The following is a 24,208-nucleotide window of genomic DNA, read 5'->3' as shown; positions in this document are numbered from 1 at the left end:
CTGGAGAGTGCGGGCACTCGAATGGTTAACCCGGCTTACCACTTATCCTCTCCAGAAGAGGGCACTTCCTTCATAACGATAAAGCCATAATCGCCAATCAGGTACATGGAGTAAAACTTACTGTCCACCACGGGCGCGTACCCTTGATATCCCACCCGCGTCGCATTTCTCCGCTCATCTTCAATAACCACATTGGTAATGCCCGCCCTGAGCAGGTTTTCAGACAACATGTAAAAATCAATATTAAGTATGTATTTCAGTACCGGGATCCGCTCAAAACTTCCCTTGGCGCTGAGCAACCAACTGTTTGAATAGCTGATCGACATGTATATCCGCTTCGCTTCGCGCAAGCCTCGATGGGAGGCAATATCATAGGCCATATTGAATTCAGCATTCAGCCCAAACTCCTTTTGCAAATTCAGTACCCGCCCATAGGCATACGACATCGACAGCATACTGAGCAATGGCACAAGCAATACAACACCGAGCCTGGTGTTAACCGTTACTAACCACTGATGAGTCAGGTAAAACAAAAACACCAGCAGCACGCCAAAACCCAACAAGGTTCTGGCACCCTCATTGAAAAACCTGAATAACAGGGCCGAACCTGACACCAGAAAAACCAGGAATAAAACCATAAGCACATACAAAAAAAACAGCAGCATCTTATTTAACGACGTCTCTTTCCCCTGGGTGATATTTCGCCCAACCCGCGCTCCCCCAACGACAGCAAACACCGCCACCAGCCATGCCAGCCAACGATTCCCTCCCTGAAACAGCAATCCGATTTTTCCAACCAATACGCCTGCATTGTTCAGGATCAGCAACAGCCCACTCGTATTGAACGGGATCATCTCCAGACGCTCATGGGTCATGAGTGGATAGGCCAACAAAAAATAAATGATCAAGCCTGCCGCCAACTGCAAGGCTTTCGCTCCGGCCATTGACAATAAACAGGCAAGGGACTGCTTATTATCAAGAGCTCTCACGAACTCGATGCAGCACAACCCCAAAAACACATTGATACTCAGTTGATACAAACTGAGCCCCACGGCAATCAACGCGCCGGGCACCAGCGCCTGAACGACGCCAGCTTTATGTTGAAATACCAATGCATAGATCACCGCCACCAGACTCAACACTGTTGCCGGCCCGTCATATTGATACGATAAGTTTTGTAGAAAAAACGGGTTGTACCACAGTGGCAAGAGCACCAGACAGCATGAAACAGTCGGTGTTTTGTAGTAATGCATCGTCAGTTTCGTCAAGGCAAACGCCATGGCAAGCGTGGCGATCAGCAAGGGAAAGGGGAACAGATCGGGAGCGCCCGAGGTGAAGCTCAAGGCGTTGTAAAACAGCTCGACCAGTAACCGTCCCTGCTCCGTCCAGCCAGTACCGGCCGCCAAGGACCGCCAGTTATCATCTATATAGTAATAATCGACCAATATCAGAGGGAGTACATAAACAAGCGTGGCGAGTAAAAAAAACAAAAACACTTCACGACTGGGCAACTCCCTACTTAATACACTCGCCACCTTCATTTCGGCGCTCCTTTGCCGCCCACAATATCTTTCACCACGTACCTCGGTCGGTGTTTCGATTCAATATAGATCCGCCCCACGTACTCACCCAGTATGCCGATACCAATCAGTTGAACACCGCCCAGGAATAAAATGGCGGTCATCAACGAAGGGTATCCCGGCACATTATTGCCAAAGAAAATCTTGTCCAGCACCATGTAAATGGCATAGATAATTGCAAACAGGGAAATCGCGCTACCGACATACGTCCACAACTGCAAGGGCACTGTACTAAAAGAGGTAATCCCTTCCAGCGCCAGATTCCAGAGTTTCCAGATATTGAACTTGGTGGTGCCCGCCACGCGTTCGGCCCGTTCGTATTCGACGACGGCGGTGTTGAACCCCGCCCACGAGAGGATGCCCTTCATGAACAACCGGTGCTCCGGAAGCGTGCGAATCACGTTCACGACCTTGCGGTCCATCAACCGGAAATCACCGACGTTCTCTTCTATCCGGGTGTAAGCGATCCGGTTCAACAGGTGATAGAACAATGCCGCGCTGTGCCGTTTCATATAACTGTCGGCGGTGCGATCGTGGCGCTTGGCAAGTACCACATCCGCCCCGTTCTGCCACTCCCGGATCAACAGGGGGATCACATTGATCGGGTCCTGCAAATCGACATCCATCGGTATCACCGCATCGCCGGTGGCGTACTCCAACCCGGCAAACAACGCGGGCTCCTTGCCGAAATTGCGCGAAAAATTGATGACCAGCACATGCTCGTCAGCCAACGCGATGGCTTTGGCCTGCGCTGCCGTCTGGTCGGAACTGCCGTCATTGATGAACACGATCTCGACGTCGCAATCAGCGATCGACAGTTCCTGACGAACCGCCTGATAAAACAGGTTAATCGCCTGTTCTTCGTTGAACACGGGAACAATCAGCGAGATCTTCACTGCTTACGCCCCCGGAAAATGACATATTTCGAGTAGAAAAAACCGCAGACCAGGCTGATACCGGAGAAGACCACCAACGTCATCAACCCTGGCAGCAGTAACTGATCCGCCACATACCCCACGCCATAACTCAACACGCCCATGAACCCGACAAACAGCACATACCGTGGAACATTGGTTCTTTGTTTGAAGGTGTATCGCGCATTGGCATAAAAGGAAAACGAAACGGCCAGGCAAAAGCCCACGAAGTTACTGGGTGCCTGGCGAAAACCCATGACTGTGTGCAGAACAAAAAACGTTGACCAGTGGATCAACGTATTAAGCAGGCCAACCGACACGAATCTGGGGAAACCGTGAAATGCGGCTTTCATGTCCATTGCGTTTGTTTCCAGTCTGAACACCTGCCCAGTTGAAAGCTTGGCACCCTTGGTCCGCTTGTCTATTTTCCAGTCAACAAATAGACCAATGGCCAAAATGCCGTTCTAGCGACGCGCTTCAACGTTCAGGGGTACGCCCCAGCCCGCCCCCGTTCGCCGCTGAGACATCCAGTAATATCCGGCCTTTGCAATTGCCGCCAAATCACGCCACCCTGCGCGCCGCCGATGTGCGGCGCACACTCTTTTGCCCCGCTGACCACCCTTTATTCACATCTGTTCAAGAGCCCGTTGTCATGACCCAAGGACGCGACCTTCGTATCGATTTCTTTCGCGGACTGGCACTGATCTTCATTTTCTGGGATCACGTGCCACAGAACCCCCTCGCCCATTTCACCGTGCGCAATTTCGGTTTCAGCGATGCGGCGGAAATCTTCGTGTTTCTGGCGGGCTACGCGGCGGTGCTGGCCTACGGCAAGATTGCCCGACGCGATGGCTTGCTGGTTGCGACGGTGAAAATCCTGCGCCGCGCCTGGGTGCTGTACGTGGTGCATATCTTTCTGCTGGCGGTGCTGATGGGCATCGTGTTCTTTGCCAACAGCCACGTGGAAACCCGTGACCTGGTGCGGGAAATGGGCCTGCAATACTTCCTCAGCAATCCGCAACAGGCCTTGGTCGATGAGTTGCTGCTGCGCTTCAAACCCAACCTGATGGACCCGTTGCCGTTGTACATTCTGCTGTTGCTCGGGCTGCCGCTGGTGTTGCCGATGTTGCTGCGCAAGGCCGAGTACGTGGTCGGGTTGTCGGTGGTGTTGTACATGCTGGCGCCTTGGTTTCAATGGAACCTGGCGGCAACCGAGGGTGGCGTGTGGTTCTTCAACCCGATGGCCTGGCAGTTGCTGTTTATCCTCGGTGGCGCAGCGGCAATTCACGGTCAGCGCCCCGCTTTGCCGGACACTCGCGCCTTGCCACAACAGCCACTGTTTGTTGCGGCAGCGATCTATCTGCTGATCACCGGGCTGATCGCAGTGTCGTGGAAATGGCCGACGGTGCATGACGCGTTCATGCCCCGGATGCTGGGCGAATGGCTGTATCCGATCAACAAGACCAACCTGTCACCGGCGCGGCTGCTGCACTTTCTGGCACTGGCTTACGTCATCGCCAAACTCTTGCCCAACAGTGGCTGGACGCAAAACTGGCTGGCGCGGCAAAGCTGCCGCATGGGCCGTTACTCGCTGGAAGTGTTTTGTCTGGGTGTGCTGCTGGCGCCGCTGGCGGACATGCTCAACTCGCTGGCCGGGGATGCGCTGGTCATGCAGGTTTTCAGCGCCCTGCTGGGGGCGGGATTGATGGCGGTACTGGCCGCGTGGCTGGATTGGAACAAACGGCTGAACCGACCGGCGCAAGTGGCCGCGGTTTAGATGATCAAAGCGCACATCTGTGGCGAGGGAGCTTGCTCCCGCTCGGGGGCGAAGCCGCCGCAGAACAGATAAACACGATTTACCTGACAGACCGCAGGTTTGGGAGCGCTACGCACTCCAGCGCGAGCAAGCTCGCTCGCCACAGGTAAATCGCGTTGTCCCAACCAAAACGAGAAAGCCCTGATCTTGCGACCGGGGCTTTTTCTTTACTGCGCTAGCCGCTTACGAAGCCGCGCGCACCGCACCTTGCGGAACACCGGTCGGTTGCAACTTGAACACATAAAACAGCACCGTCAGCAGCACCAGGAACGCAGGCCCCACGTACAGTGCGACGCGGGTGTCCGGGAAGTAGGCCATCAGGCCAACCACCAACACCAGGAACGCCAGCGCCAGGTAGGAACTTACCGGGTACAGCCACATGCGGTACTTGAGACCGGCACGTTCAGCCGGGCTCAGGCCTTTGCGGAACTTGAGCTGCGCCAGCAGGATCATCACCCACGTCCAGATCGCACCGAAAGTCGCGATGGCAGTGACCCAGACAAAGACTTTTTCCGGCACCAGGTAGTTGAGCAACACGCCCAGCAGCAACGCGCCGATCGACAGCAACAAGGCGCGACGCGGCACACCGTTCGAGGTCTTGGCGAAAGCGGCCGGGGCCTGGCCGTTCTGCGCCAGGCTATAAAGCATGCGCCCGGTGCTGAAGATACCGCCGTTGCAGGACGACAACGCGGCGGTAATCACCACGAAGTTGATGATGCCGGCAGCGGTCTTGATGCCCAGACGCTCGAAGGTCATCACAAACGGACTGCCCTGAGTGCCGATTTCGTTCCACGGGTAGATCGACAGAATCACAAACAGCGCGCCGACGTAGAACAGCAGGATGCGCCAGAACACCGAGCCGATGGCGTTCGGAATAGTCTTCTGCGGGTTCTTCGCTTCACCGGCCGTCAGGCCGATCATCTCGACACCCAGATAGGCGAACATCACCATTTGCAGGGACATCAATACACCCTGCACGCCATTGGGCATGAAACCGCCATGGCTCCACAGGTTGGAAATCCCCAGCGCAACGCCGTCGTTGCCGAAACCGAAGGCGATCACACCGACACCGCCGACCACCATCGCAATGATGGTGACGATCTTGATCAGGGCGAACCAGAACTCGAACTCACCGAAGGCCTTGACCGCGATCAGGTTGATCGAGCCCATGCTCACCAACGCCGCCAGTGCCCAGATCCAGCGCGGCACATCGGGGAACCAGATGCCCATGTACACCGCCACCGCGGTAATTTCCGCGACGCAGGTCACCAGCCACAGGAACCAGTAGTTCCAGCCCGTGAGGAAACCCGCCAACGGGCCGAGATAATCTTGTGCGTAACGACTGAACGAGCCGGCGACCGGGTTGTGCACCGCCATTTCGCCAAGGGCGCGCATGATCACCAGGATCGCCAGGCCACCGATGATGTAAGACAGCATGATTGCCGGGCCGGCCATTTCGATGGCCTTGGCTGAACCGAGGAACAGACCGACACCGATACAGGCGCCGAGCGCCATCAAGCGAATATGCCGTTCGCCGAGTTCGCGTTTGAGCGGGCCGCCGTGAGCGGTCTCGCCGTGGGGCAGGTGATTGCCAACGGGCATAGGGGTAAACCTCGTCTTGTTATTGGATATAGCCACCGAGTGTCGAAGTACAAACCGATAAGCCTGGACTTCCTGAAACCGGATCCACGTCATGGGTAGATCCGTCTTGTAGGACAAAACCTGCAAGATCAGCGGGGCGTGCAGTATAAAAAGCTCAACGCAGGGCTTTTCACTATATAAACGACAAGATTCAGCGGGAATTCTCGGCAAAATCCGCATTTGCGGAGGGGCATTACCTGGGATTCTTCCGTGAACTCGCCAGCGAAACGGCACCGAGTATTGCACAGCAATGGTGCAGCGTCATGCCCCTACCTAGGCCGTATTTACCAGCTTGATGGCTCTAGCCCAACACTCTCTGACAACCACCAGCCTCCGTGGCGAGGGAGCTTGCTCCCGCTCGGGGGCGAAGCCGCCGCAGAACAGATAAACGCAATTCACCTGACAAACCGCGCTCACAGGTTTGGGACTGCTTCGCACTCCAGCGGGAGCAAGCTCCCTCGCCACATTGAGGACTTCAGTGTTTTCGGACTTTTCACTCAGCAGTGGCAGCTTCGACTCTATGGCTGGGCAGCTAAGGTCAATTGATACCCCAGACCTAAGGACGCAATGGAATGCATCCCCGCCCAAACTCTCATTGTCTACGCCGTGGCAGGTACTCTGAACCCGGACGGGCCTATATGGTCACGACCGTCGTTCACCAGCGGTGCCCGCTCTTCGCCGACTGGCGTATAGGCCGATTGCTGGTAACAGAAATGAAACGGGCTCATGAAAGCAATCAAATCGACTCTCTGGCCTGGGTCGTCATGCCTGATCATTTCCATTGGTTGCTTGAGTTGAAGCAAGGCACCCTGTCTCAGGTCATGCAATCAATCAAATCTCGTAGCACACTCACTATCAATAGAGCGGTTAATGGCTCAGGAGCCTTCTGGCAAAGCGGTTACCACGACAGGGCAATACGCGACGGTGAAGACCTGCGCCCATTCGCCCGATACATCGTCGCCAACCCATTGCGGGCCGGGTTGGTGGAAAACATCGGAGACTATCCGCTTTGGGATGCAAGCTGGCTGTGAACACATCATTAGAGCGGTTCCTGCTTTTGTGGCGAGGGAGCTTGCTCCCGCTCGGGGGCGAAGCCGCCGCAGAACAGATAAACGCAATTCACCTGACAAACCGCGCTTGCAGGTTCGGGACTGCTTCGCACTCCAGCGGGAGCAAGCTCCCTCGCCACATTGACGTTCGGGGGTACCTGCTCCCTCGCCACGGTCAGTGATGGGTTCGCATTTTTTTGCATTCACAAAATTTTCACCGGTTCCAACCAGCGACTAAGCTTCAGACAAGTCCGATCAATCTACGTAAATGGATCAATCGACTATGGGCGCTTTGTGGCAATCCGATTCGAGTAAAACTGTGGAACCGACTGATCGCGTGGAAGAAGCGCCTTTACCGAAAAAAACTCGCCGTCCTCGTTATGGCTGGCGACTGTTCTGGTTGTTGTTACTGATTATTCTGATTGCGCTCGGTTGGGCAGCCTCCAAGGAAATGCGTACTTCGAAACTGCAGGCGCGCGAATTCAGCCAGTTTGCTGCATCGCTGAGTTACTCGATGCAACCGGGGCCCAGCGATTCGATTTTCTATCCGGGTGCCGGGCCTTTCGACAAGCGCCTGGGCTACAGTTCTCTGGGTGAGTTTTTGCCGCGTTTGCTCAAGCGTGGCTACATGATCTCTGCACAAACCCGGTTCTCACCGAAACTGTTCGACTACAGCGAAAAGGGCTTCTTCGTGCCCTACGCGGAGAAAATCCAGGCCGGCCTGTCCATTACCGACTGCCGCGCCTTGCCGTTGTATCAGTACAACTATCCGCAGCAACTGTATTCGAGCTTTGCCGCGATCCCGCCGCTGGTCGTGCATAGCCTGCTGTTCATCGAGAACCGCGACCTGCTCGACCCTAAACAACCCCTGGCCAACCCCGCTGTGGACTGGCCGCGCTTTGGCAAGGCGGCCTGGTCGCAAGTCGCCAAACTGTTGCACCTGCCCGGTCAGACTGCCGGTGGCAGCACCCTGGCCACTCAACTGGAAAAATACCGTCACTCGCCCGATGGCCTCACGGTGTCCGGCAGCGAGAAAATCCGCCAGATGATTTCCGCCAGCGTGCGCGCTTATCAAGATGGCCCGCAAACCCTCACGGCTCGTCAAAACATCGTGCGCGATTACCTCAACAGCGTGCCGCTGTCGGCGGTACCCGGCCACGGTGAAGTGCATGGCATGGCCGAAGGGTTGCGCGTGTGGTACGGCGCCGACTTCAATCAGGTCAATAGAGCCCTGACGAGTGTTGCCAGTGACCCGCAGAGTCTGTCTCAACGCGGTCTGGCCCTGCGCCAGGTACTGTCGCTGATGATCGCCCAGCGTCGGCCTTCACACTATTTGGCCAATGGCCGTGACGAACTGGTAGAACTCACCGACAGCCACATCCGCCTGCTCGCACAAAATGGGGTGATCGACGAACCGCTGGCCACTGCCGCACTGGCCAGCAAAGTGACCTACCGCGACTGGCAACAACAACCGACCATTCAACCGATCGAATCCAACAAGGGCATCAGTGTGGCGCGCAGCCGACTGGCCGCCCTGCTCAATCGCCCCTTGTATGACCTCGATCGCCTTGACCTGTCGGCCACCAGTACCTTGCAGTACGACCTGCAAACCAAGGCCACCGAGTACCTCAAGCATCTGGCCGACCCGACCTACGCGGCGCAATTGGGCCTGCTCGGCGAACACTTGCTGACCCCCACCAGCACGACCCAGGTGCGTTACAGCTTCACCCTGTTCGAGCGGACCCCCGATGGCTCGCGCGTGCGCGTGCAGACCGACAGCACCGATCAGCCTTTCGACATCAACGAAGGCAGTAAACTGGAACTGGGCTCCACCGCCAAACTGCGGGTGTTGACCTCCTACCTGCAAATCATCTCCGAACTGCACGACCGTTATGGCGACCAGCCACCGGCCGTGCTGAAAAAAACCGCGGTCCCCGAACAGGACGTGATTAGCCGCTGGGCCGTTGACTACCTGATCCAGAACACTGACCGCAGCCTGCCGAAAATGCTCGATGCGGCGCTCAACCGTACGTACTCGGCCAACCCCGGCGAGTCATTTTTCACTGGCGGCGGCCTGCACACCTTTCACAACTTCCGCAAGGAAGACAACGGCCGCAGCCCGACCCTGCGCGACGCCTTGCGCGAATCGATCAACCTGCCGTTCATTCGCCTGATGCGCGACCTGGTGCGCTACTGCACTTACTCGGGGCCCAACAGCAGCGGCCAGTTGCTCAGTGACGATGACAACCCACGGCGCCAGGAATATCTGGCGCAATTCGCCGACCACGAAGGCACCGCGTTTTTACTGCGTTTCTGGAAGAAGTACCAGAAGAAGGACACCCAGGCGCGCCTCGAGACCTTCCTCGACAGCATGCACCCAACGGCGATTCGCCTGGCCGCGGTACACCGTTACCTGTTGCCCGAAGCCAGTCAGGAAAGCTTCAACAGCTTTGTGCGCGCGCACCTGAAAACGGCCAAGAACACCGAAAAGAATATCGACAGAACCGCCGGCAAGCTCAACGAAAAACTCACTGACGAGCGCCTGGAAAAACTCTATAAAACCTACGGGCCGGGCGCCTTCGACCTGCCCGACCAGGGCTTCATCGCCAAGGTCCACCCACTGGACCTGTGGCTGATGGGCTACTTGCTGAACCACCCTGACGCCAAGTTCAGCCAGATCGTCAAAGCCAGTGAATTCGAGCGCCAGGAAGTCTACAGCTGGCTGTTCAAGAGCCGGCACAAGAGCGCTCGCGACAGCCGCATCCGGACCATGCTGGAGATCGAAGCCTTCCTCGACATTCACCAGCGTTGGCAGAAAGTCGGCTACCCGTTCGACCACCTGGTACCGTCACTGGCCACCGCCATCGGCAGCTCCGGCGATCGGCCAGCGGCTCTGGCAGAGCTGATCGGGACGATCCTCAACGATGGCGTGCGGATGCCGACCCTGCGCATCGACAGCCTGCATTTCGCCGCCGGCACGCCGTATGAAACAACGGTGATCAATGACCCGGACAAAGGCAAACGCGTGATGCCATCGGAAGTGGCGACGGCGATGCGCGAAGCGTTGTCGCAAGTGGTAGACGCCGGTACCGCCAAACGGGTCGCCGGTACGTTCAAACTGCCAAACGGCACCCCGCTGGCCATGGGCGGCAAGACCGGTACCGGTGACAACCGCATTGAAGCCTTCGGCTCCGGTGGACGGGTGCTGAGCTCGAAATCGATCAACCGTACCGCCACGTTCGTGTTCTACATTGGCGAGCATCACTTCGGCACCCTGACCGCCTTCGTACCCGGCGCCTCGGCCGAATCCTTCAAATTCACCTCGGCATTGCCGGTACAGGTACTCAAAGGCATGGCACCGATTCTCACGCCGTATCTGCAACCGGGGAGCAACACGCTGTGTCAGCCTGCCACCGTAGCGCAGCGCCAATAAAACGGAACACACAAAGAGGGTAGTAATTAGTTATTTTCGGCTTTGCAAATTTCAATGTTTCATAAGTACGGATGCCTGTTTAACAGTGGAAATTCAAACTTTTACTTTGAGCCCCGAGAGTTAGGCTGGAGACTCCGATAACGGCTCAAGGTTTATTAAAAGCATGTCTGATTTACAAGGAAGTATCTCTGCGCCCCAGGCACCGCCCGCAGGCGATAATAAAGGCCGCCATTACGACTTCATCAAGCGTCGGATCCACCCCGCCTTCAAGAATGCTTCATTGCAAAGGGTTCGGGAGCTGAGCCTCGCAAGAACAGGGGCTGCGCAATGGATAACCACAGCCACAGACTTCGATCACAGGCAGTTACAAAAGGCCAACCTTAAACTCTGGTCTGCGCAGAACACGGTGGACCGGTTTATTGAAGAGTTACAAAACATTTATGAGTTCGCGGAACCTTTACTCACCCAGGCGCTGATGGAACAGTTCGGCGTCGATGCCGATGTCAGAACAACTTACTTGCATCTCTATTTACCCAAGGAGCGCCCTTGGTATGTCATCAACACGTCCGCCGGTGTTGTCACCCGAACCGTCTCGCTGCTGGACGCCGCTTTACACAACTTCGCACGTAGCGAAACCTGCGAACCCGATTCGGACTTCATCAGCCAGCCCGATGAGCGCGGGCACTTCGACACCCTGCCGATCAAACGCAAAATGTCCATCGCCCAGTTCCAGGCCCTGTGCCGCGAACTGGACATCGGTGCCCGCTATACCCAATACCTTGAAGAGCGGTTGCTGCCCAGCGATGGCCTCGCGCAGAGTTTTTTGAAACTCAAAGTCGTCGAGAGCGAGAAAGCCTCATTCAAGGCAGCCGCTCAACAAGCGGTGATGACCGGCGACATCGACCCCGATGCCCGCGACCTGATCCTGAAGATGCTCGATGGCCAGCGCAACCTCACCCGTCATGGCCGGGTGATGCGGTTCGCTGAACTGTCCATTCTCAATAGCCGCCTCACCGGGATCGTGTTGATTACGCCGAACCTGGACCGCACTCGCGAGGTTGTACCGATATTCGCTTACGTCCCACAGGACCCTGAGCATCCACTGAAAGAGTACCCCTCAACCGTCCACTTCATGAATGAACTGACTCGCCAACTGCGCGACAACGACGCCATATCGTCCAGCGCAATGACGTACCGGCAGTACTTCAGCCGGTTCGTCGATCAGCACGAGCGCGGGCATTTTTTCGGCGGGCTGCAACAACGCCTGTTCGAGGTGAAATGGCATCAGAAAGAACCGCTGGACCAAGGGCCTAGCTGGCGAGAAGTCCCGGTCACAAACCCCAGTCTGCATTTCAGCGCCGCACCGATCACGGGCGAATTATGGGAACACCTTTACCAGCAAAAACTGAACAAGATCCTCAATGACGCCCGACACATTGCCGTGTCCACCGCCGATACCGATCGCAACGCCCGCTGGGCCTGGTGGGAGAATTTCAAAAAAATAGTCTCGGACCTCTTCAACGTCGCGCTGTTGATCGCCACCCCCTTCGTCCCGGGCCTGGGCGAATTGATGATGGTCTACTCGGCCTACCAGATTGCCAGCGACGTCATCGAAGGCATCGTCGACATGACGTTGGGCCTGTGGACCGAAGCCGCCGAGCATATCGTGGGCGTGGTGACCGACGTCGTTCAGCTGGCAGCCTTTGCGGTGGGCGCGCAGATTGGCCAGTTCGCTCTCTTGAAGCTCTCGCCGCTGATCGAGGGCATGAAACCGGTGGAACTGCCTGACGGCCAGCCCCGCCTGTGGCATCCCGATCTCAAACCCTACGAACTGCCGGATTACACCTTACCGGCCAACTCCAGACCTGACGAATCGGGCCTTCATTCCCACGAAGGCCAGGACATTCTGCCGCTGGATGAAAAACATTACGCAGTGCAACAAGACCCGAAGACCGGCAACTATCGCGTCAAGCACCCACACCGCCCCAACGCCTATTTGCCCGAGTTGAAACACAACGGTCTCGGCGCCTGGACCCACGAAGCGGAGAACCCGCGCGCGTGGCAGAACCCGACACTGATGCGTCGCCTCGGCCACTCCGTGGACGGTTTCAGCGATGCGGAACTCGAACATGTTCGCCTCGCCAGCGGCACCGAAGACGGTGCGTTGCGCCGGATGTATGTCGACAACACGGCCCCGCCACCGTTACTGGACGACAGCCTCAAACGCTTGAACATCCAGCGCCAGACCCGGCAAGCCATTGAACGAATTCGAACAGGCCTGTCTCTGGACTCATCGTCTTACTGGTTTGAACCGCTGGCGACTTACCTGGACGGCTGGCCTTCGGATAAAGCCCTGAAGGTCTATGAAAACGCCGACATGAGCGGCCGGTTCCGCCAGTACGGCAATGCCGACGCGACTGACGAGCAAACACTTTCCACCAGCCTGGCCAACATCATGAGCGACCGGTTTGCGCCAAGCCTGGTCGAGTTCCTCAGCGAAGAAGAACTGCACGCTGTGCTCGGCGGGCCAATCGCCAAAAACCATCGGGTACAAGCGCTGCGTAATCGTCTGGCGGACGAAGCCAATCGCCTGAACGCCGATATCGTCAATCAGCTGTATCAGGGGGCACAAGCGTCCAGCGATCCGCAGGTTCGGCTGATTCGCCAGGCATTTCCGGAGCTGCCGTCCCGAGCGGCACAGACGTTGTTGAACAGTAGCGAGGGTGCGGACCTCCAGCGCATGACCCAGGAGCAACGCCTACCGTTGAGCCTCAAAAGCCGCGCCCGTGAAGCCGCCTTCGAAGCCCGGACCAACCATGCGTATGAAGGCTTTCACGACGGCGCGCAGTGGGTGCCGGAAACCGAAAGCCTGGTGCTGAACGCGCTCAGGATTCATACCGACACGTTCGCGCAATTGCGCATCGAGGTTCGCGAAGGCAGCGATGCCGGGCCACTGCGCAACAGTGTGGGTGCGCCGGACGCGCCGACGGTCCGGGTGCTGGTCAGGGATGACGTGAACCAATTCGAAGTCTGGGACGCCGAAAACCACAAGCTGCATGCAGCCGCTGATTTTTTCGAAGCCGTGCTCAAGGCCTTGCCGAAAAACCAACAAACGCAATTGGGTTATCGACCCGGCCAGGGAGCCTTTTTCAAACAATGGGTGATGGTCAAGACCGAGACGCCTGCCGAACGCCGCACAGCACTCGCCGCACCGCCGATCCGGCCGTTGGCTGACCATGAAGACATGCTGCTGTTGCGCGGCCCCGGCCTTTCCATCACAGCTGCCACGCTCACTGAACGGGTGCAGGACCTCTACCCCCACTTCAACGACAGGGAGGTCAATACCTTTGTTCGGTCCCTGGGCTCGCAAGAGCAAGGGCATCGGACACTGACACGACTGGACCGCGAGCTGGATGATCTTCGCGTGCTGCTCAATCGTTGGCGCTACCAGCAACCTGATACGTGGGGGCCGGATCGACAAGGGTTCCTGCGAGGCGGCGGGCTACACATTTGCGAACGGCTGGTCGATTGTTTTGAAAGAAAACCCACTGTCTTCGGCGAACGCAGTACCACCGTCGATGGCGGTTATGCGCTGGATCTGTCAACCGAGTTCGATGTGCTTGATCTCGAACGCTGGTGGAAAAAGCTGCCGGATATCAAGCACTACCTCGATCAGGTCAGCACCTTGAACCTGGACCGCACGACCTTTTCCGCAACCTCCACCGGGCTGTTGAAGGACTTCCCCCATCTTCGGCAACTGAGTGCCAGGAGTTGCGGGCTGACGCAGCTGCCTGAGGGTATTGGCAAGATGCATTTTCTTCGAACACTGCGTCTGATGAACAACGACATCACGTTGACACCCCCGGCTGTCGAACAACTGCGAAACCTGACCCACATGGAAACGCTCAGGCTCGATGACAACCCGAAACTGTCGAGGCTGCCGAACGTTGAACGCATGCCCAAGCTGAGAATCCTGAGTTTGAGCAACACGGGCGCAACCACGTGGCCCGACGGCCTCTTCGCGCCCATCGGCAAGCCTCGACCGCGTGGTTTTTTCCTGGATCTGCAGGAGAACCCGATCAGTAAAATGCCGACCGTCGTACCCGGCTCGGAGGATGCCTTCATCGTGGCACGAACCCGTTTGTACGAAAGGAATCTTTCAGAGGTAAATCTGGTCATTTTCAAAGAGTATCGGCGCTCGGTCGGCATTTCTCCCGAGCAGCTCTATACCGACGCCGCTACCGATGCGATGGCCCAATGGCCGATGAACGACGACTCTCAATGGTGGAGCTCCGAGGTCTCCGGGCTGGGCACCTTCCGGCAGGAAGCCTGGCACGACTTGATGACCGAACCGGGTTCTGAAGGTTTTTTCCAGCTGATCCAGAAGCAGACCCGCTCGGCCGATTACCAGGCCGGCGGTGAATTGCGCAGACAGCTCAGCAGCCGGGTATGGCGAATGATCGAGGCCATCGACCTGGACAGCACGTTGCGCAAGGAACTGTTCGAGATGGCGACAGCGCCTACCACCTGCGCTGATGCGGGGGCCCAGGTATTCAACCATATGGGCATCAAGGTGCTCGCATCCGAAGCCTATGCCTTGTCGACGTCGGGCGCGAGCCTTGAAAGCCGCCTGGTCAACCTGGCCAAAGGCGCCGCTCGCCTGGAGCGGGTAGATGACATCGCGCGCGAAGAGTTTCGCCGACGCAACGAACACCCGGAGAGTGTGGAGGAGGCGAACCCGGATGAAGTCGAGGTGTTTCTGGCGTTTGAAACCGGGCTGGCCCAACGCCTGGAGTTGCCTTGGCAGTCGATAACCATGCGCTACCACGAACGGGCGGCAGTCAAACAAGCCAAGCTCGACACCGCCTTTGACACCGTGACGTCGATGGAGAGTGGCGATGGACTGATCAATGCAATGATCGAGCAACCCTTCTGGGAGAAATACCTGCGTGACACCTACCCGATCGAGTTCAGCCGCAATGCCCGACTGTACGAAAACAAGACCGACCTGCTGGATGAGTTGCGCGAAGCCCAACACGCCTGGGTCCGTTCCAAAGGCATGCAGATTGCTCAACGACGGGCACTCAAACAGCGCGTCCAGGACCTCGCCCGGCAATTTAACGTCGACGACAGCGTTGTGCTCACCGATGAGGACATGAGCGATGAAGTCTATGGAGGATTGCTCAACGACATTGGCTACGAGGAGAAGCAGTTGAGCAGGCGGTTGACGCGCGAGGCGTTGCACAAGGCCGCGTAGAGGTAACCCGCCCTGAAGGCTCCCGGCCCCGCCTTCAGGGCTTTACCGGAAAACCGGTTCGCGCCTCACGGTTATCCCACTTCGGAGTCCCAGATCACCGTGATAGTCCCGGAATAGTTGGCTGCTACACCGGGTCTCAACATGAAGTCCACGTAAGAGCTTGCAATCTCGAAGTGCAACACACCTGGAGCCCGATCCACATAAAACCCGGGTTTGAATTTTTGCGCATTCGCCTGGCCCACACGCAACGGATGACGATTGACCGGTTGCCCACTGAGGTTCGTCAAGCCGTTGGGCAGGCTGACACTGAGCTGCACCACGGCTGCGCGTTGTGAAACCGGGTCACGGATCATGCAATCGAACAGCCCCGTAATCTGGCACTCCACGAGCATCTTGAAGCGACTCGACGACGAAATATTGAATGTTTGATCACGAAACAGCCGTGTCGGTCTGCGTCCCTGCGTGAACCAGGCCTGCCATCCCCCCTGCGGGACCAGTTCAACGCGATTGCCACCGGGAGGAATATCGACTTTCAGGGTATGTTCGACCGTCAGGGTGAAATTAAGGGAAATCAAATCATCATCGGGCAACAGGATATCGCCCGTGTCGAAGTCTTTATAAGGCCCCACGGTGTAGTTCAATACACCCCGGTAAGTGCCGGTCGACATCTTTAGCGGATCGGGGGTAACCAGTTCATAGGAGAAACTTGCATCCTGATAGGCAAACTGGAGTGACTCGGGAATCAGCTGCTGTGCCTGTTTCAAGCAAACGCCTGCATTAGCCGGCACTCGCCAAAAAAACGCGTAGTACCGGCTGGTACCATAACCCACTCCACCATAGAGACAGGGTGGCGGAGCATTTACCCAGGTACTTTGCCAGATACCAACCGGCAGAGGATCCTTGATCGTATAGGCCGCGCCTATACCGTTGATGCGCATTTTAACCGTCTCGGGTTGACCGGTTCCGTCATGGATGACCGTGACTTCTTTCCAGTACGACGGCACCTTGAACATCGGGCCCTGACGTTCGTCATGCAGTGGAAGGATGGGGGCGATCGACTTGAAACGAATCGGCAAGGCGATGCTGAAGACCCCGTTTTCGCAATAGGCCGGATGATCGCCACAATAACCGCCTTGTGGTGTTGTGTTTACGAAAGCATTTTGCATCGGCTTTGCCGGATCAGGCCGGAACACGGCGGTCATCTCCACGGTGACCGCACTGGCTGACGATGCGAGAACTGACAAAATCACTCCCGCCAATACCGATGTTCTGTTGGCTCTCAATACCTTTAATGCTTGCATGACTCGCACTCTCCACTCCATGGTTCCAACGACTACAACCTCTAAACTTCCGAATCCCAGATGACCGTCGCATTGCCCGCGTACTGCCGTTGCGATCCGAGGTGGATCATCTCGGCCACTTCATCCGCAGGGATTTCGAAATGCAGCGTTCCGGGCTTTCGGTCCACATAAACAACCGGCTGGAACAGTTCGGTGCCACTGCCATCACGCAATAACCGCCGACGATTGACGGCTTGCCCGCCACTGTCTGCCAGGCCATGGGGAAGACTTATGGCAACGTGCAGCGGTACGAAATGGCCGGAAACGGGCTCTCTGACAGCGCAGGTTTTACCGTCCTGGGAGTACTGACACTCAAGGCTCATTTTGAAACGCGAGCTCGCGGAAATAGCGAACGTTTGATCTCTGAACAAGCGCGTCGGCTTACGGCCTTGTTGCAACCAGGATTGCCAGCCACCCTGCGGGACCAGTTCAACCCGATTGCCGCCCGGCGGAACATCAACCTTGAGTGTGTGTTGCACATCCAGGGTGAAACTCAGGGTAAGGGTCGATGTATCGGGCAACATCACATCGCCCATATCGAAGTCCCCATAAGGGCCGACGATGTACGTCAGGCTCCCCTGGTACTTTCCCGAGGACATGCCCAGCGGGTTGGGTGTCACCAGTTCATAAGCAAAATCGAGATATTCGTAGCGCATCCACGGCACATTGAATTTCGCCTGCTTCAGGCATGCACCGTCCGTTGGCGTTTTCCAGAAAAAGGTATACCGCTGAGGCGTATATCCACCCACACCACTGTATAAGCAAGGGGATGGAGCATTTACCCAACTGAGACCCCACAATTGATTGTGGGCTACCCGATAGTCGTTCCCCCCACCCACCAGGCTGATCACATCATCGGTGACGTACTGAGAGCCCACACCCGTGATTCGAACTTTTACCGGCTCTGGTTCACCGGTCGCTTCATGATAGACGGTCAACTCCCGCCACTGTGCCGGGACTCTGATCATCGCTCCATGCCGGGCATCCACATGATTGGCAAGGATTGGCACACTGGAGTTGAACTGAATCGGTACCCGCAGACTGAACATTCCGTTGTCCCTGCACTCACTGGGATAGCTGGCGCAGTAACCACTGGAAGGCGTGTCATTCTTGAATTGATTGCGTTGCGGGTTGCCAGAGTCGGGTCTGAACGAGGCTTGAATCGACACCTCCTCAGCCCAGGCCGATGACAACCACACCGAGAAGAAAAGACCCGCACCTGCACAGCGGCCTGCACATCGTTGGAACGCCTGAAAACGGCTCATCCTTTCAGCCTCGTAGAATCAGTGAAATCGGTATCAAGCACCCGGCAACACCGCGTTGAAAATCATATTGACGCTGCCAAAGTAATTCCCGGGCTTGTAAACCCCGTCGGCAGGCGGCACGGGCACGACTTCCAGCAAAACCCGTTTGCCCAGGGCCGCCTCGTTCAGGGAAACCACTTCAGTGCTTTCCAGCTCGTTCAATAACCTGCCGTTGAACAGCACACGCAAGCCAATGTCATGGGCATCGGTGCCGTTGGACAGGTAAGGCCTGCCTTCAAGCCGGGCCTTGATCGAACCGGCTTCATTCTTGACATCGAAATGCTTGCGCAAGCCGCCCAAGGTCGAGGTCACCAGATTCCAGGGCAACTGCTGCTCCTGATGTATCCAGCCGGGGTCTGCGGGAATGACGTAGAACGCCTGGCTCGGGATCGTCACCAACACCTCGAAATGATGCACCTCGCGGGCTGCAAACGCCGAAGTGCATACCCACAGGGCAACAGCCGACAAAGGCACGACAGTCAGTTTCTTGAGCATGGTCATCACCCGGAGTTATCCCTTCACATCGAGGTTTTTGCTTTTCTCGCCTTCGACCAGGGTGAAGCGGTATTCACGACCGGCCTGTTTCTCGAACTGAAAGGTCCGGCCCGCGAGGATGTGATGCTTGGTCGTTGGCTGGCAGTCCTGTTCGTTTTTCACCGAGCAGTCCTTGAACTCATCGATCACCACCACGCTGTTGCCGTTGTTGCGAATCCGGTAGTTGCTCGCATCGTTCTCGATCGCGCTGTCGAAGCGCGTCTCCTTGGGTCGTACGAAAAATACCGTGCCGTACCCGGCCAGCACATTGACCCCGGCAGACAAACCTTTCTTGTAATCCTCACGGTCTTGGCTGGAGACGGCGAATTCGTCTTCCTTCTCCGGCACCACCGGTACGAAACGCACCCGGAAATACCGCTCTTTTTCACGCTCGCCCATATACAACAGGCGCGTGCCCTGCATGCCACTGGCCGGCACGATCAGTCGGGCCGGGCTGGCCATCAAACCATCACGGGCGGTGGCGTCGGCCTGGGTCTTGAGCGGCTCTTCCCGTGCCGTGCCATCGGCGTCATAAATGATTTCAAGAATATTGACCTTGACGAATGCGGTGCTGTCGCCCCCATTGAACACGCGTTTCAAGTAGGTACTTTTGTCCCCATCCAGATAGTCATACACCGTCCCGACATTGATGCTCGGGCCAGCGTGGGCCGTCTGGGTGAATAAGCAAAAACCAAATAATGCCACCAGGCGTTTCATAGTCCTGTCCCTCGTTGAATGAATGCCGCAATACCGCGACGAACTAAACGTCTGAATCCCAGATAACCGTCACGCTTCCCGAGTACTGCCGTTGTGATCCGGGACGAATCATCTCTGCCACGTCGTCTGGAGGAATTTCGAAATGCAGGGTTCCCGGTTTGCGGTCGACATAAAAACCCGGCTGGAACAGTTCAGTTCCGCTGCCATCGCGCAGCAATTGCCGACGATTGACCGGTAGCCCGCCGACGTCGGACAGGCCGTGGGGAAGACTGACGCTGACGTTCAGCGGTACTGCATGCCCGGAAACGGCATCACGCACACCGCAGGTTTTGCCATCGGGGCTGTATTGGCACTCCAGATTCATCTTGAAGCGCGTACTGGCCGAGATAGTGAAAGTCTGGTCCCGGAACAGCCGTGCGGGTCTGCGCCCCTGCTGCAACCAGGCTTGCCAGCCGCCTTGTGGCAACAGCTCGACCCGATTGCCACCGGGGGGAATCTCGACTTTGAGGGTGTGTTCGACTGTCAGGGTGAAGTCGAGCTGAATGATTGCGTCCGGGGGAACGACGATGTCACCAAGGTCGAAATCGCCGTTAGGACCGATCGAGTAGATCTGCGTTCCCTCGTAGACGCCGGTGGGCATCTTGAGAGGATCCGGTGTTCGCAACTCATAAGTGAAGTCGAGATACCGGAATGCAAAACCGGGAATCAGGAACCTGGACTGTTTGTCACACACCACTTCCTCGGGGGTCAGCCAGAAGAAGCTGTAGGCAACATGGCTACCAATCGTGGTGCCAATCGCCACACAGGGGTTCGGCGCAGAGTTCCAACTACCCGTCGTCCACAACGCACGATGAGCCGCGAACTCATCTCTGTCGATGCCCGTGAGTTTCCTCACATCTTCACTGAGCGAATAAGTACCGCCCATCCCGGCAATACGAATCTCAACTGGCGCCTCTATACCGCTCGTGCGCTCCCTGACCATCAAGGTGCGCCAGGTCGCTGGCGTCTTGATCATCGCGCCCTTTCGTACATCCGAATGGTTGGGCTCAATAGGGCCGTTGTGCGGAAAGCTCAGGAAGGCGCGCACACTGAATATCTTGTGAGCCTCGCAGATGTTCCGATGATCTATGCAAAATCCACTATTAGGTGTCGTGTTCCTGAATTCATTCTTATTTGGATTGCTCGGGTCAGGGTTGAACGTGGCGGTGATCTGTTTAACCACCGCTCCCGCCTGCAACGGCGTGACAACCAGGCAGGCCGCGGTGAAACACGTTCTTGCCGAGCGCCATGGCGCAGTCAATGAACGAATCATTTTGTGAACTCCAGAAATTGAGCGGCCTTCATCAACCGGCGCTCTGCACGGCATCGCCAACATCTGCCAGCGTGTCTGGACTGCAGCGCAAATCCCCGATCATCAACACATTGTTTTCAGTGCGCCCAACGCTTGGATCGAGGCGGAACTGGCACAGCAACTGGCTGCCGTGGCGTACTTCCAGGGTTGGCGAGCCGGCGTTCATTTCCATCGAGAAGAAGCCGTCCACTTCACTGACGCCCCGGCTGGCGTGGTTGATGATGTGATGGCCCTTGAGCGGCTTGCCCATGGGGTCAACCAGGCGCCCAAGCACGGTGAGGGTTTTCATCACGCGGATCTTGCGGTAGTCCACACCACCCTTGTTCAGGTGATAGCTGGTGCGCACCGGTTGAATGGTCGCCGCCGGTACATCGGTGCCTTCGAAGTCGAAGCTCACCGAGCTGCTCTTGTACGCGGTGATCGGAATGAAATTGCGACCCGGACGCAGACGGGCGCTGCCACCGCTGAGGTCATCGGCGCGCAGGGCGATTTGGTCGAGATCGGACTCCACATCGACGATCATCCCGGCACCGCTGCCCTGATGCTGGTTGGTCATGACCATGTGCTTGCCGCTGACGGCAATCGTGCTGTCCAGGTTCAAGCCACCGGTCAGGTTGCTGTTGAACGAAGAGCGCTGGAAGAAAGCATCGCCATTGGCTGAGTCGTTACTGAAACTGGTGGTACCGGACAGGCCAAGACCGTAAGTGTCGGTAATGGCCGTGGCCGAGACACTTTGCAGCACATGGTCTTTCAGGTCTTTGCGGTAGGTCAGCGAGGCATTGTTGTCGCGACCGCCCTCACGCGAGGTCCGTGAACCGATGCTGCCGGACAACTGCTCACCGGGACTGCCGAGTGCCAGGCTGAGCGTCAGGTCGACCCCGCGATTGCGCGAGTCGCCACTGCTGATGCTGCCGGGTCGGTCGAACATCGAAAAACGCCAGTGGGCATCGTTGCCGAACAGCGTGCTGCGTTGGGTCCAGCCCAGGTCCAGCCCCATCCCTTCAACGTTGCCCTCGCTATGCGAGACCCGCGCATTGAACGAGCTTTTGCTGGTAACGCGGTGGTTGAGCGACAACGACGAATTGCTGGTCTGGCCGACAAACACATTGCGTTGGCGCACCCGCGTACCGTCGGGCAGGGTTTCAAAGATGTCGGTGGTGTCGAGCCAACTGCGGTTATGACTCAGGAACAGACTGCCGGCGCCATAGTTGTACATCGTCTGCACATCAAGACCGGTGCCGTGGTCCTTGGTCTGATAGACATTGGAGAACAGGCTGACGTTGTTGGCCACCGTCCAGTCTATCGACGAACCGTATTGCATCGTCTCTCGAACCTGACGCCCGAATACCCCGAGTATCACTCGCGGGTGCAGCAAATAGTTGAACGCGGCACCCGCGGTCATTTTGCCGGAAGCCTGATCCTGCCAGTTACTCCACAGTTTGCTTTCCTCGCCGGCAAACAGGTTGTAGCGCCAGCGTTCATCGTAATTACGCCAGTTGCCGGGCTTGTACACCAACTCCTGGGTCGTCGAGGTGATTTGACCGTCTTCGATCAAGCGCACCTCCACCTCGTAAATACCACCGGGCAGCGGTCGGGTATCCAGCGTCTGCAACCCCGCGTCCACCGGCTGGGTGTTGATCATCAGCCCATTACGGTAGATCTCCACCGAGGCCTGCCGGTTGGCGGTGACATAAATCGGGTACACCGCAGGTTTCGGGTTGTTGATTGCCAAACTGTCAGAGCTGCCATACATCGCCCCCACCACCGTGTCGGGGCTGGCGCCGAACGAACGCGGTTGACGGCTCAGGCCTTCGGAATTGGGCGTGAAATAGCCCAGGCGCAGGAAGCTGCCATCAAGCTCGCGCTGACTGTAGAGTTCGTGTATCGCGCGGTACATCTGATCATCCGCCCCCCCCAAACGGGCCAATTGCAGATTGAACCTCTGGCTCCAGTTACCCAGGCTGCTGCTGGTTTCCAGGCCATAACGGCCACCGAGGTCCTGGTCCTGCCCCCCATTGAGGTTCAGTTGATTACGCAGGATCAACCCGGTGCTGCCGCCTTCCGGCTGGTCGTAATAACGCTTGGCTTGCGTGTCACGCTCGGCGTTTTCGGTGGCGATCGAAACCAGGGAGTTTTCCAGGTTGTAATGGATGGCCAGCATCTGCTCCGGGCACGTGCTTTCGCAGGCGCCAAGGGGCACACCTTTTTGTAAGTAAGCAGCCCAGATTCCACGCTCACTGGCGGTAATGAGGCTGTCGCCCACATCGGAAAAATCAAGCAGGGTGATGCGATCATCACGGGACAACACGATCATCGCCTCACCGAGAAACTGTTGATCAAGTTCCACCCGAACCGCCAACGGTACATCAAAGAAGTGTTCTTCGAACTCCGCGGGCAAACCTTTGGCTTGAGCGAGCAAACTTCGCGGCGTTGTAGCGACAGTCGGCGCGGCGAGTGCGCCCGCACATAAAAAAAAAGCAAGCGCAGCCGCGATGGGAGTCATCGGGAACATGAACGGAATACTCTGATTACATGAATAAGTTAAAGCCCGATCGACCGTCTGGAATAGCCGGTCGATCGGTTTTGTTATTGAACAAAGCAGACCTTATTCAACACAGATAGATCAAGGCGTTATGACAGGTTCGAAAACAACTGCAAAGGTACCGTTATAATTACCAGCCGGGTGCCCGCCAGCAGGTTTTGCAGCAGAAACAATCATGTCAGCCGTCGTGCCCGGAGTGGAATCTACGGCATTAACAACTTCTTTGGCCACCTCGCTCAGTTCAACGCCATTGAAGGTCACGGTCAGCGGAATGGCATTGCTGCCACTGTACAGGGAGGCCGCACTTTGACCGCCCTCGACGAACGCATGGATCGAACCGTTGGGATCGCTATGCTTAACGTCGTAAACGGCGCGCAGGGCACCCAGTTCGCCACTGACAAGGTTGTAGCCCATCGTTTCATCTTTACCAAAGTCCGGATTACTGTTGCTCGGTTGAGCGTGGAAGATGGTAGTGGGGACAGTGGCCTTGATGTTGATAGTGCTGCGCATTTCGTCAGCAGCAAAAGCCATCGAAGAACTCAACGCCAGGATGGCCAATGGAGTAGCGATTGCGATTTTCTTGAACATCGTTAAATACCTGTTATTTCAAATGGGCTGGACAATTAAAAGTTCGAACAAACGGAGGTATTCAGGTGCTGAAAGTGCACGACACCCTGTCACAACCGAAACGACTATTTGTTTGAACTTTCAACGCCGAGACATGATCGAT

At 56.9% G+C, this 24,208-nt stretch carries 15 protein-coding genes; 4 read left to right on the top strand and 11 right to left on the bottom strand.

Annotation, left to right across the window (positions count from 1 at the left end):
* Nucleotides 1-35: 35 nt before the first annotated feature.
* The 3 genes from AC1DIH_RS10940 to AC1DIH_RS10930 are packed head-to-tail and all read right to left on the bottom strand — an operon-like array spanning nt 36 to nt 2,949.
* On the bottom strand, nt 36-1,541 hold the full coding sequence (locus AC1DIH_RS10940; RefSeq protein WP_477771685.1) for a glucosyltransferase domain-containing protein: 1,506 nt from the start codon (nt 1,539-1,541) through the stop codon (nt 36-38).
* Complete coding sequence (locus AC1DIH_RS10935; RefSeq protein ID WP_477771684.1) at nt 1,538-2,476, bottom strand: glycosyltransferase family 2 protein; 939 nt, start codon at nt 2,474-2,476, stop codon at nt 1,538-1,540. The genes AC1DIH_RS10940 and AC1DIH_RS10935 overlap by 4 nt, the downstream gene beginning before the upstream one ends.
* Complete coding sequence (locus AC1DIH_RS10930; protein ID WP_477771683.1) at nt 2,473-2,949, bottom strand: GtrA family protein; 477 nt, start codon at nt 2,947-2,949, stop codon at nt 2,473-2,475. The genes AC1DIH_RS10935 and AC1DIH_RS10930 overlap by 4 nt, the downstream gene beginning before the upstream one ends.
* 197 nt (nt 2,950-3,146) lie before the next feature.
* Between AC1DIH_RS10930 and AC1DIH_RS10925 the strand changes: the two genes are divergently transcribed.
* Nucleotides 3,147-4,271, top strand: a complete 1,125-nt coding sequence (locus tag AC1DIH_RS10925; RefSeq protein WP_477771682.1) for an OpgC family protein — start codon at nt 3,147-3,149, stop codon at nt 4,269-4,271.
* Nucleotides 4,272-4,493: 222 nt separating this feature from the next.
* Here AC1DIH_RS10925 and AC1DIH_RS10920 read toward each other — a convergent pair whose 3' ends face one another.
* Complete coding sequence (locus AC1DIH_RS10920) at nt 4,494-5,912, bottom strand: amino acid permease (protein WP_477771681.1); 1,419 nt, start codon at nt 5,910-5,912, stop codon at nt 4,494-4,496.
* A gap of 611 nt (nt 5,913-6,523) precedes the next feature.
* Between AC1DIH_RS10920 and AC1DIH_RS10915 the strand changes: the two genes are divergently transcribed.
* The 3 genes from AC1DIH_RS10915 to AC1DIH_RS10905 all read left to right on the top strand — a co-directional run bounded on the left by AC1DIH_RS10915 (nt 6,524) and on the right by AC1DIH_RS10905 (nt 15,690).
* On the top strand, nt 6,524-6,982 hold the full coding sequence (locus AC1DIH_RS10915) for an REP-associated tyrosine transposase (RefSeq protein WP_477771680.1): 459 nt from the start codon (nt 6,524-6,526) through the stop codon (nt 6,980-6,982).
* A gap of 301 nt (nt 6,983-7,283) precedes the next feature.
* On the top strand, nt 7,284-10,433 hold the full coding sequence (locus AC1DIH_RS10910; RefSeq protein ID WP_477771679.1) for a transglycosylase domain-containing protein: 3,150 nt from the start codon (nt 7,284-7,286) through the stop codon (nt 10,431-10,433).
* A gap of 406 nt (nt 10,434-10,839) precedes the next feature.
* Nucleotides 10,840-15,690, top strand: a complete 4,851-nt coding sequence (locus AC1DIH_RS10905) for an NEL-type E3 ubiquitin ligase domain-containing protein (RefSeq protein ID WP_477771678.1) — start codon at nt 10,840-10,842, stop codon at nt 15,688-15,690.
* 71 nt (nt 15,691-15,761) lie between these two features.
* On the opposite strand, the gene AC1DIH_RS10900 is transcribed toward AC1DIH_RS10905, so the two are convergent.
* The 7 genes from AC1DIH_RS10900 to AC1DIH_RS10870 all read right to left on the bottom strand — a co-directional run bounded on the left by AC1DIH_RS10900 (nt 15,762) and on the right by AC1DIH_RS10870 (nt 24,066).
* Entirely contained in the window at nt 15,762-16,991 is a 1,230-nt protein-coding gene (locus AC1DIH_RS10900; RefSeq protein WP_477771677.1) for a hypothetical protein, read from the bottom strand.
* A gap of 41 nt (nt 16,992-17,032) precedes the next feature.
* Nucleotides 17,033-18,295, bottom strand: coding sequence for a hypothetical protein (locus AC1DIH_RS10895; protein ID WP_477771676.1), 1,263 nt, complete (start codon nt 18,293-18,295; stop codon nt 17,033-17,035).
* A gap of 33 nt (nt 18,296-18,328) precedes the next feature.
* On the bottom strand, nt 18,329-18,829 hold the full coding sequence (locus tag AC1DIH_RS10890; RefSeq protein WP_477771675.1) for a CS1 type fimbrial major subunit: 501 nt from the start codon (nt 18,827-18,829) through the stop codon (nt 18,329-18,331).
* Between the two features lie 15 nt (nt 18,830-18,844).
* Nucleotides 18,845-19,585, bottom strand: a complete 741-nt coding sequence (locus AC1DIH_RS10885) for a molecular chaperone (protein WP_427532945.1) — start codon at nt 19,583-19,585, stop codon at nt 18,845-18,847.
* Nucleotides 19,586-19,628: 43 nt separating this feature from the next.
* On the bottom strand, nt 19,629-20,897 hold the full coding sequence (locus AC1DIH_RS10880) for a hypothetical protein (protein ID WP_477771674.1): 1,269 nt from the start codon (nt 20,895-20,897) through the stop codon (nt 19,629-19,631).
* 31 nt (nt 20,898-20,928) lie between these two features.
* On the bottom strand, nt 20,929-23,448 hold the full coding sequence (locus AC1DIH_RS10875; RefSeq protein ID WP_477771673.1) for a TcfC E-set like domain-containing protein: 2,520 nt from the start codon (nt 23,446-23,448) through the stop codon (nt 20,929-20,931).
* Nucleotides 23,449-23,559: 111 nt separating this feature from the next.
* Nucleotides 23,560-24,066 carry a CS1 type fimbrial major subunit gene (locus AC1DIH_RS10870; RefSeq protein WP_477771672.1) on the bottom strand — a complete coding sequence of 169 codons (507 nt, stop codon included), beginning with the start codon at nt 24,064-24,066 and terminating at the stop codon, nt 23,560-23,562.
* Nucleotides 24,067-24,208 lie beyond the last annotated feature (142 nt).

The organism is Pseudomonas sp. 05N36 (assembly GCF_056397385.1).
Note: the sequence above shows the minus strand (reverse complement) of the source record. Positions and strands in the feature narration are given on the sequence as shown.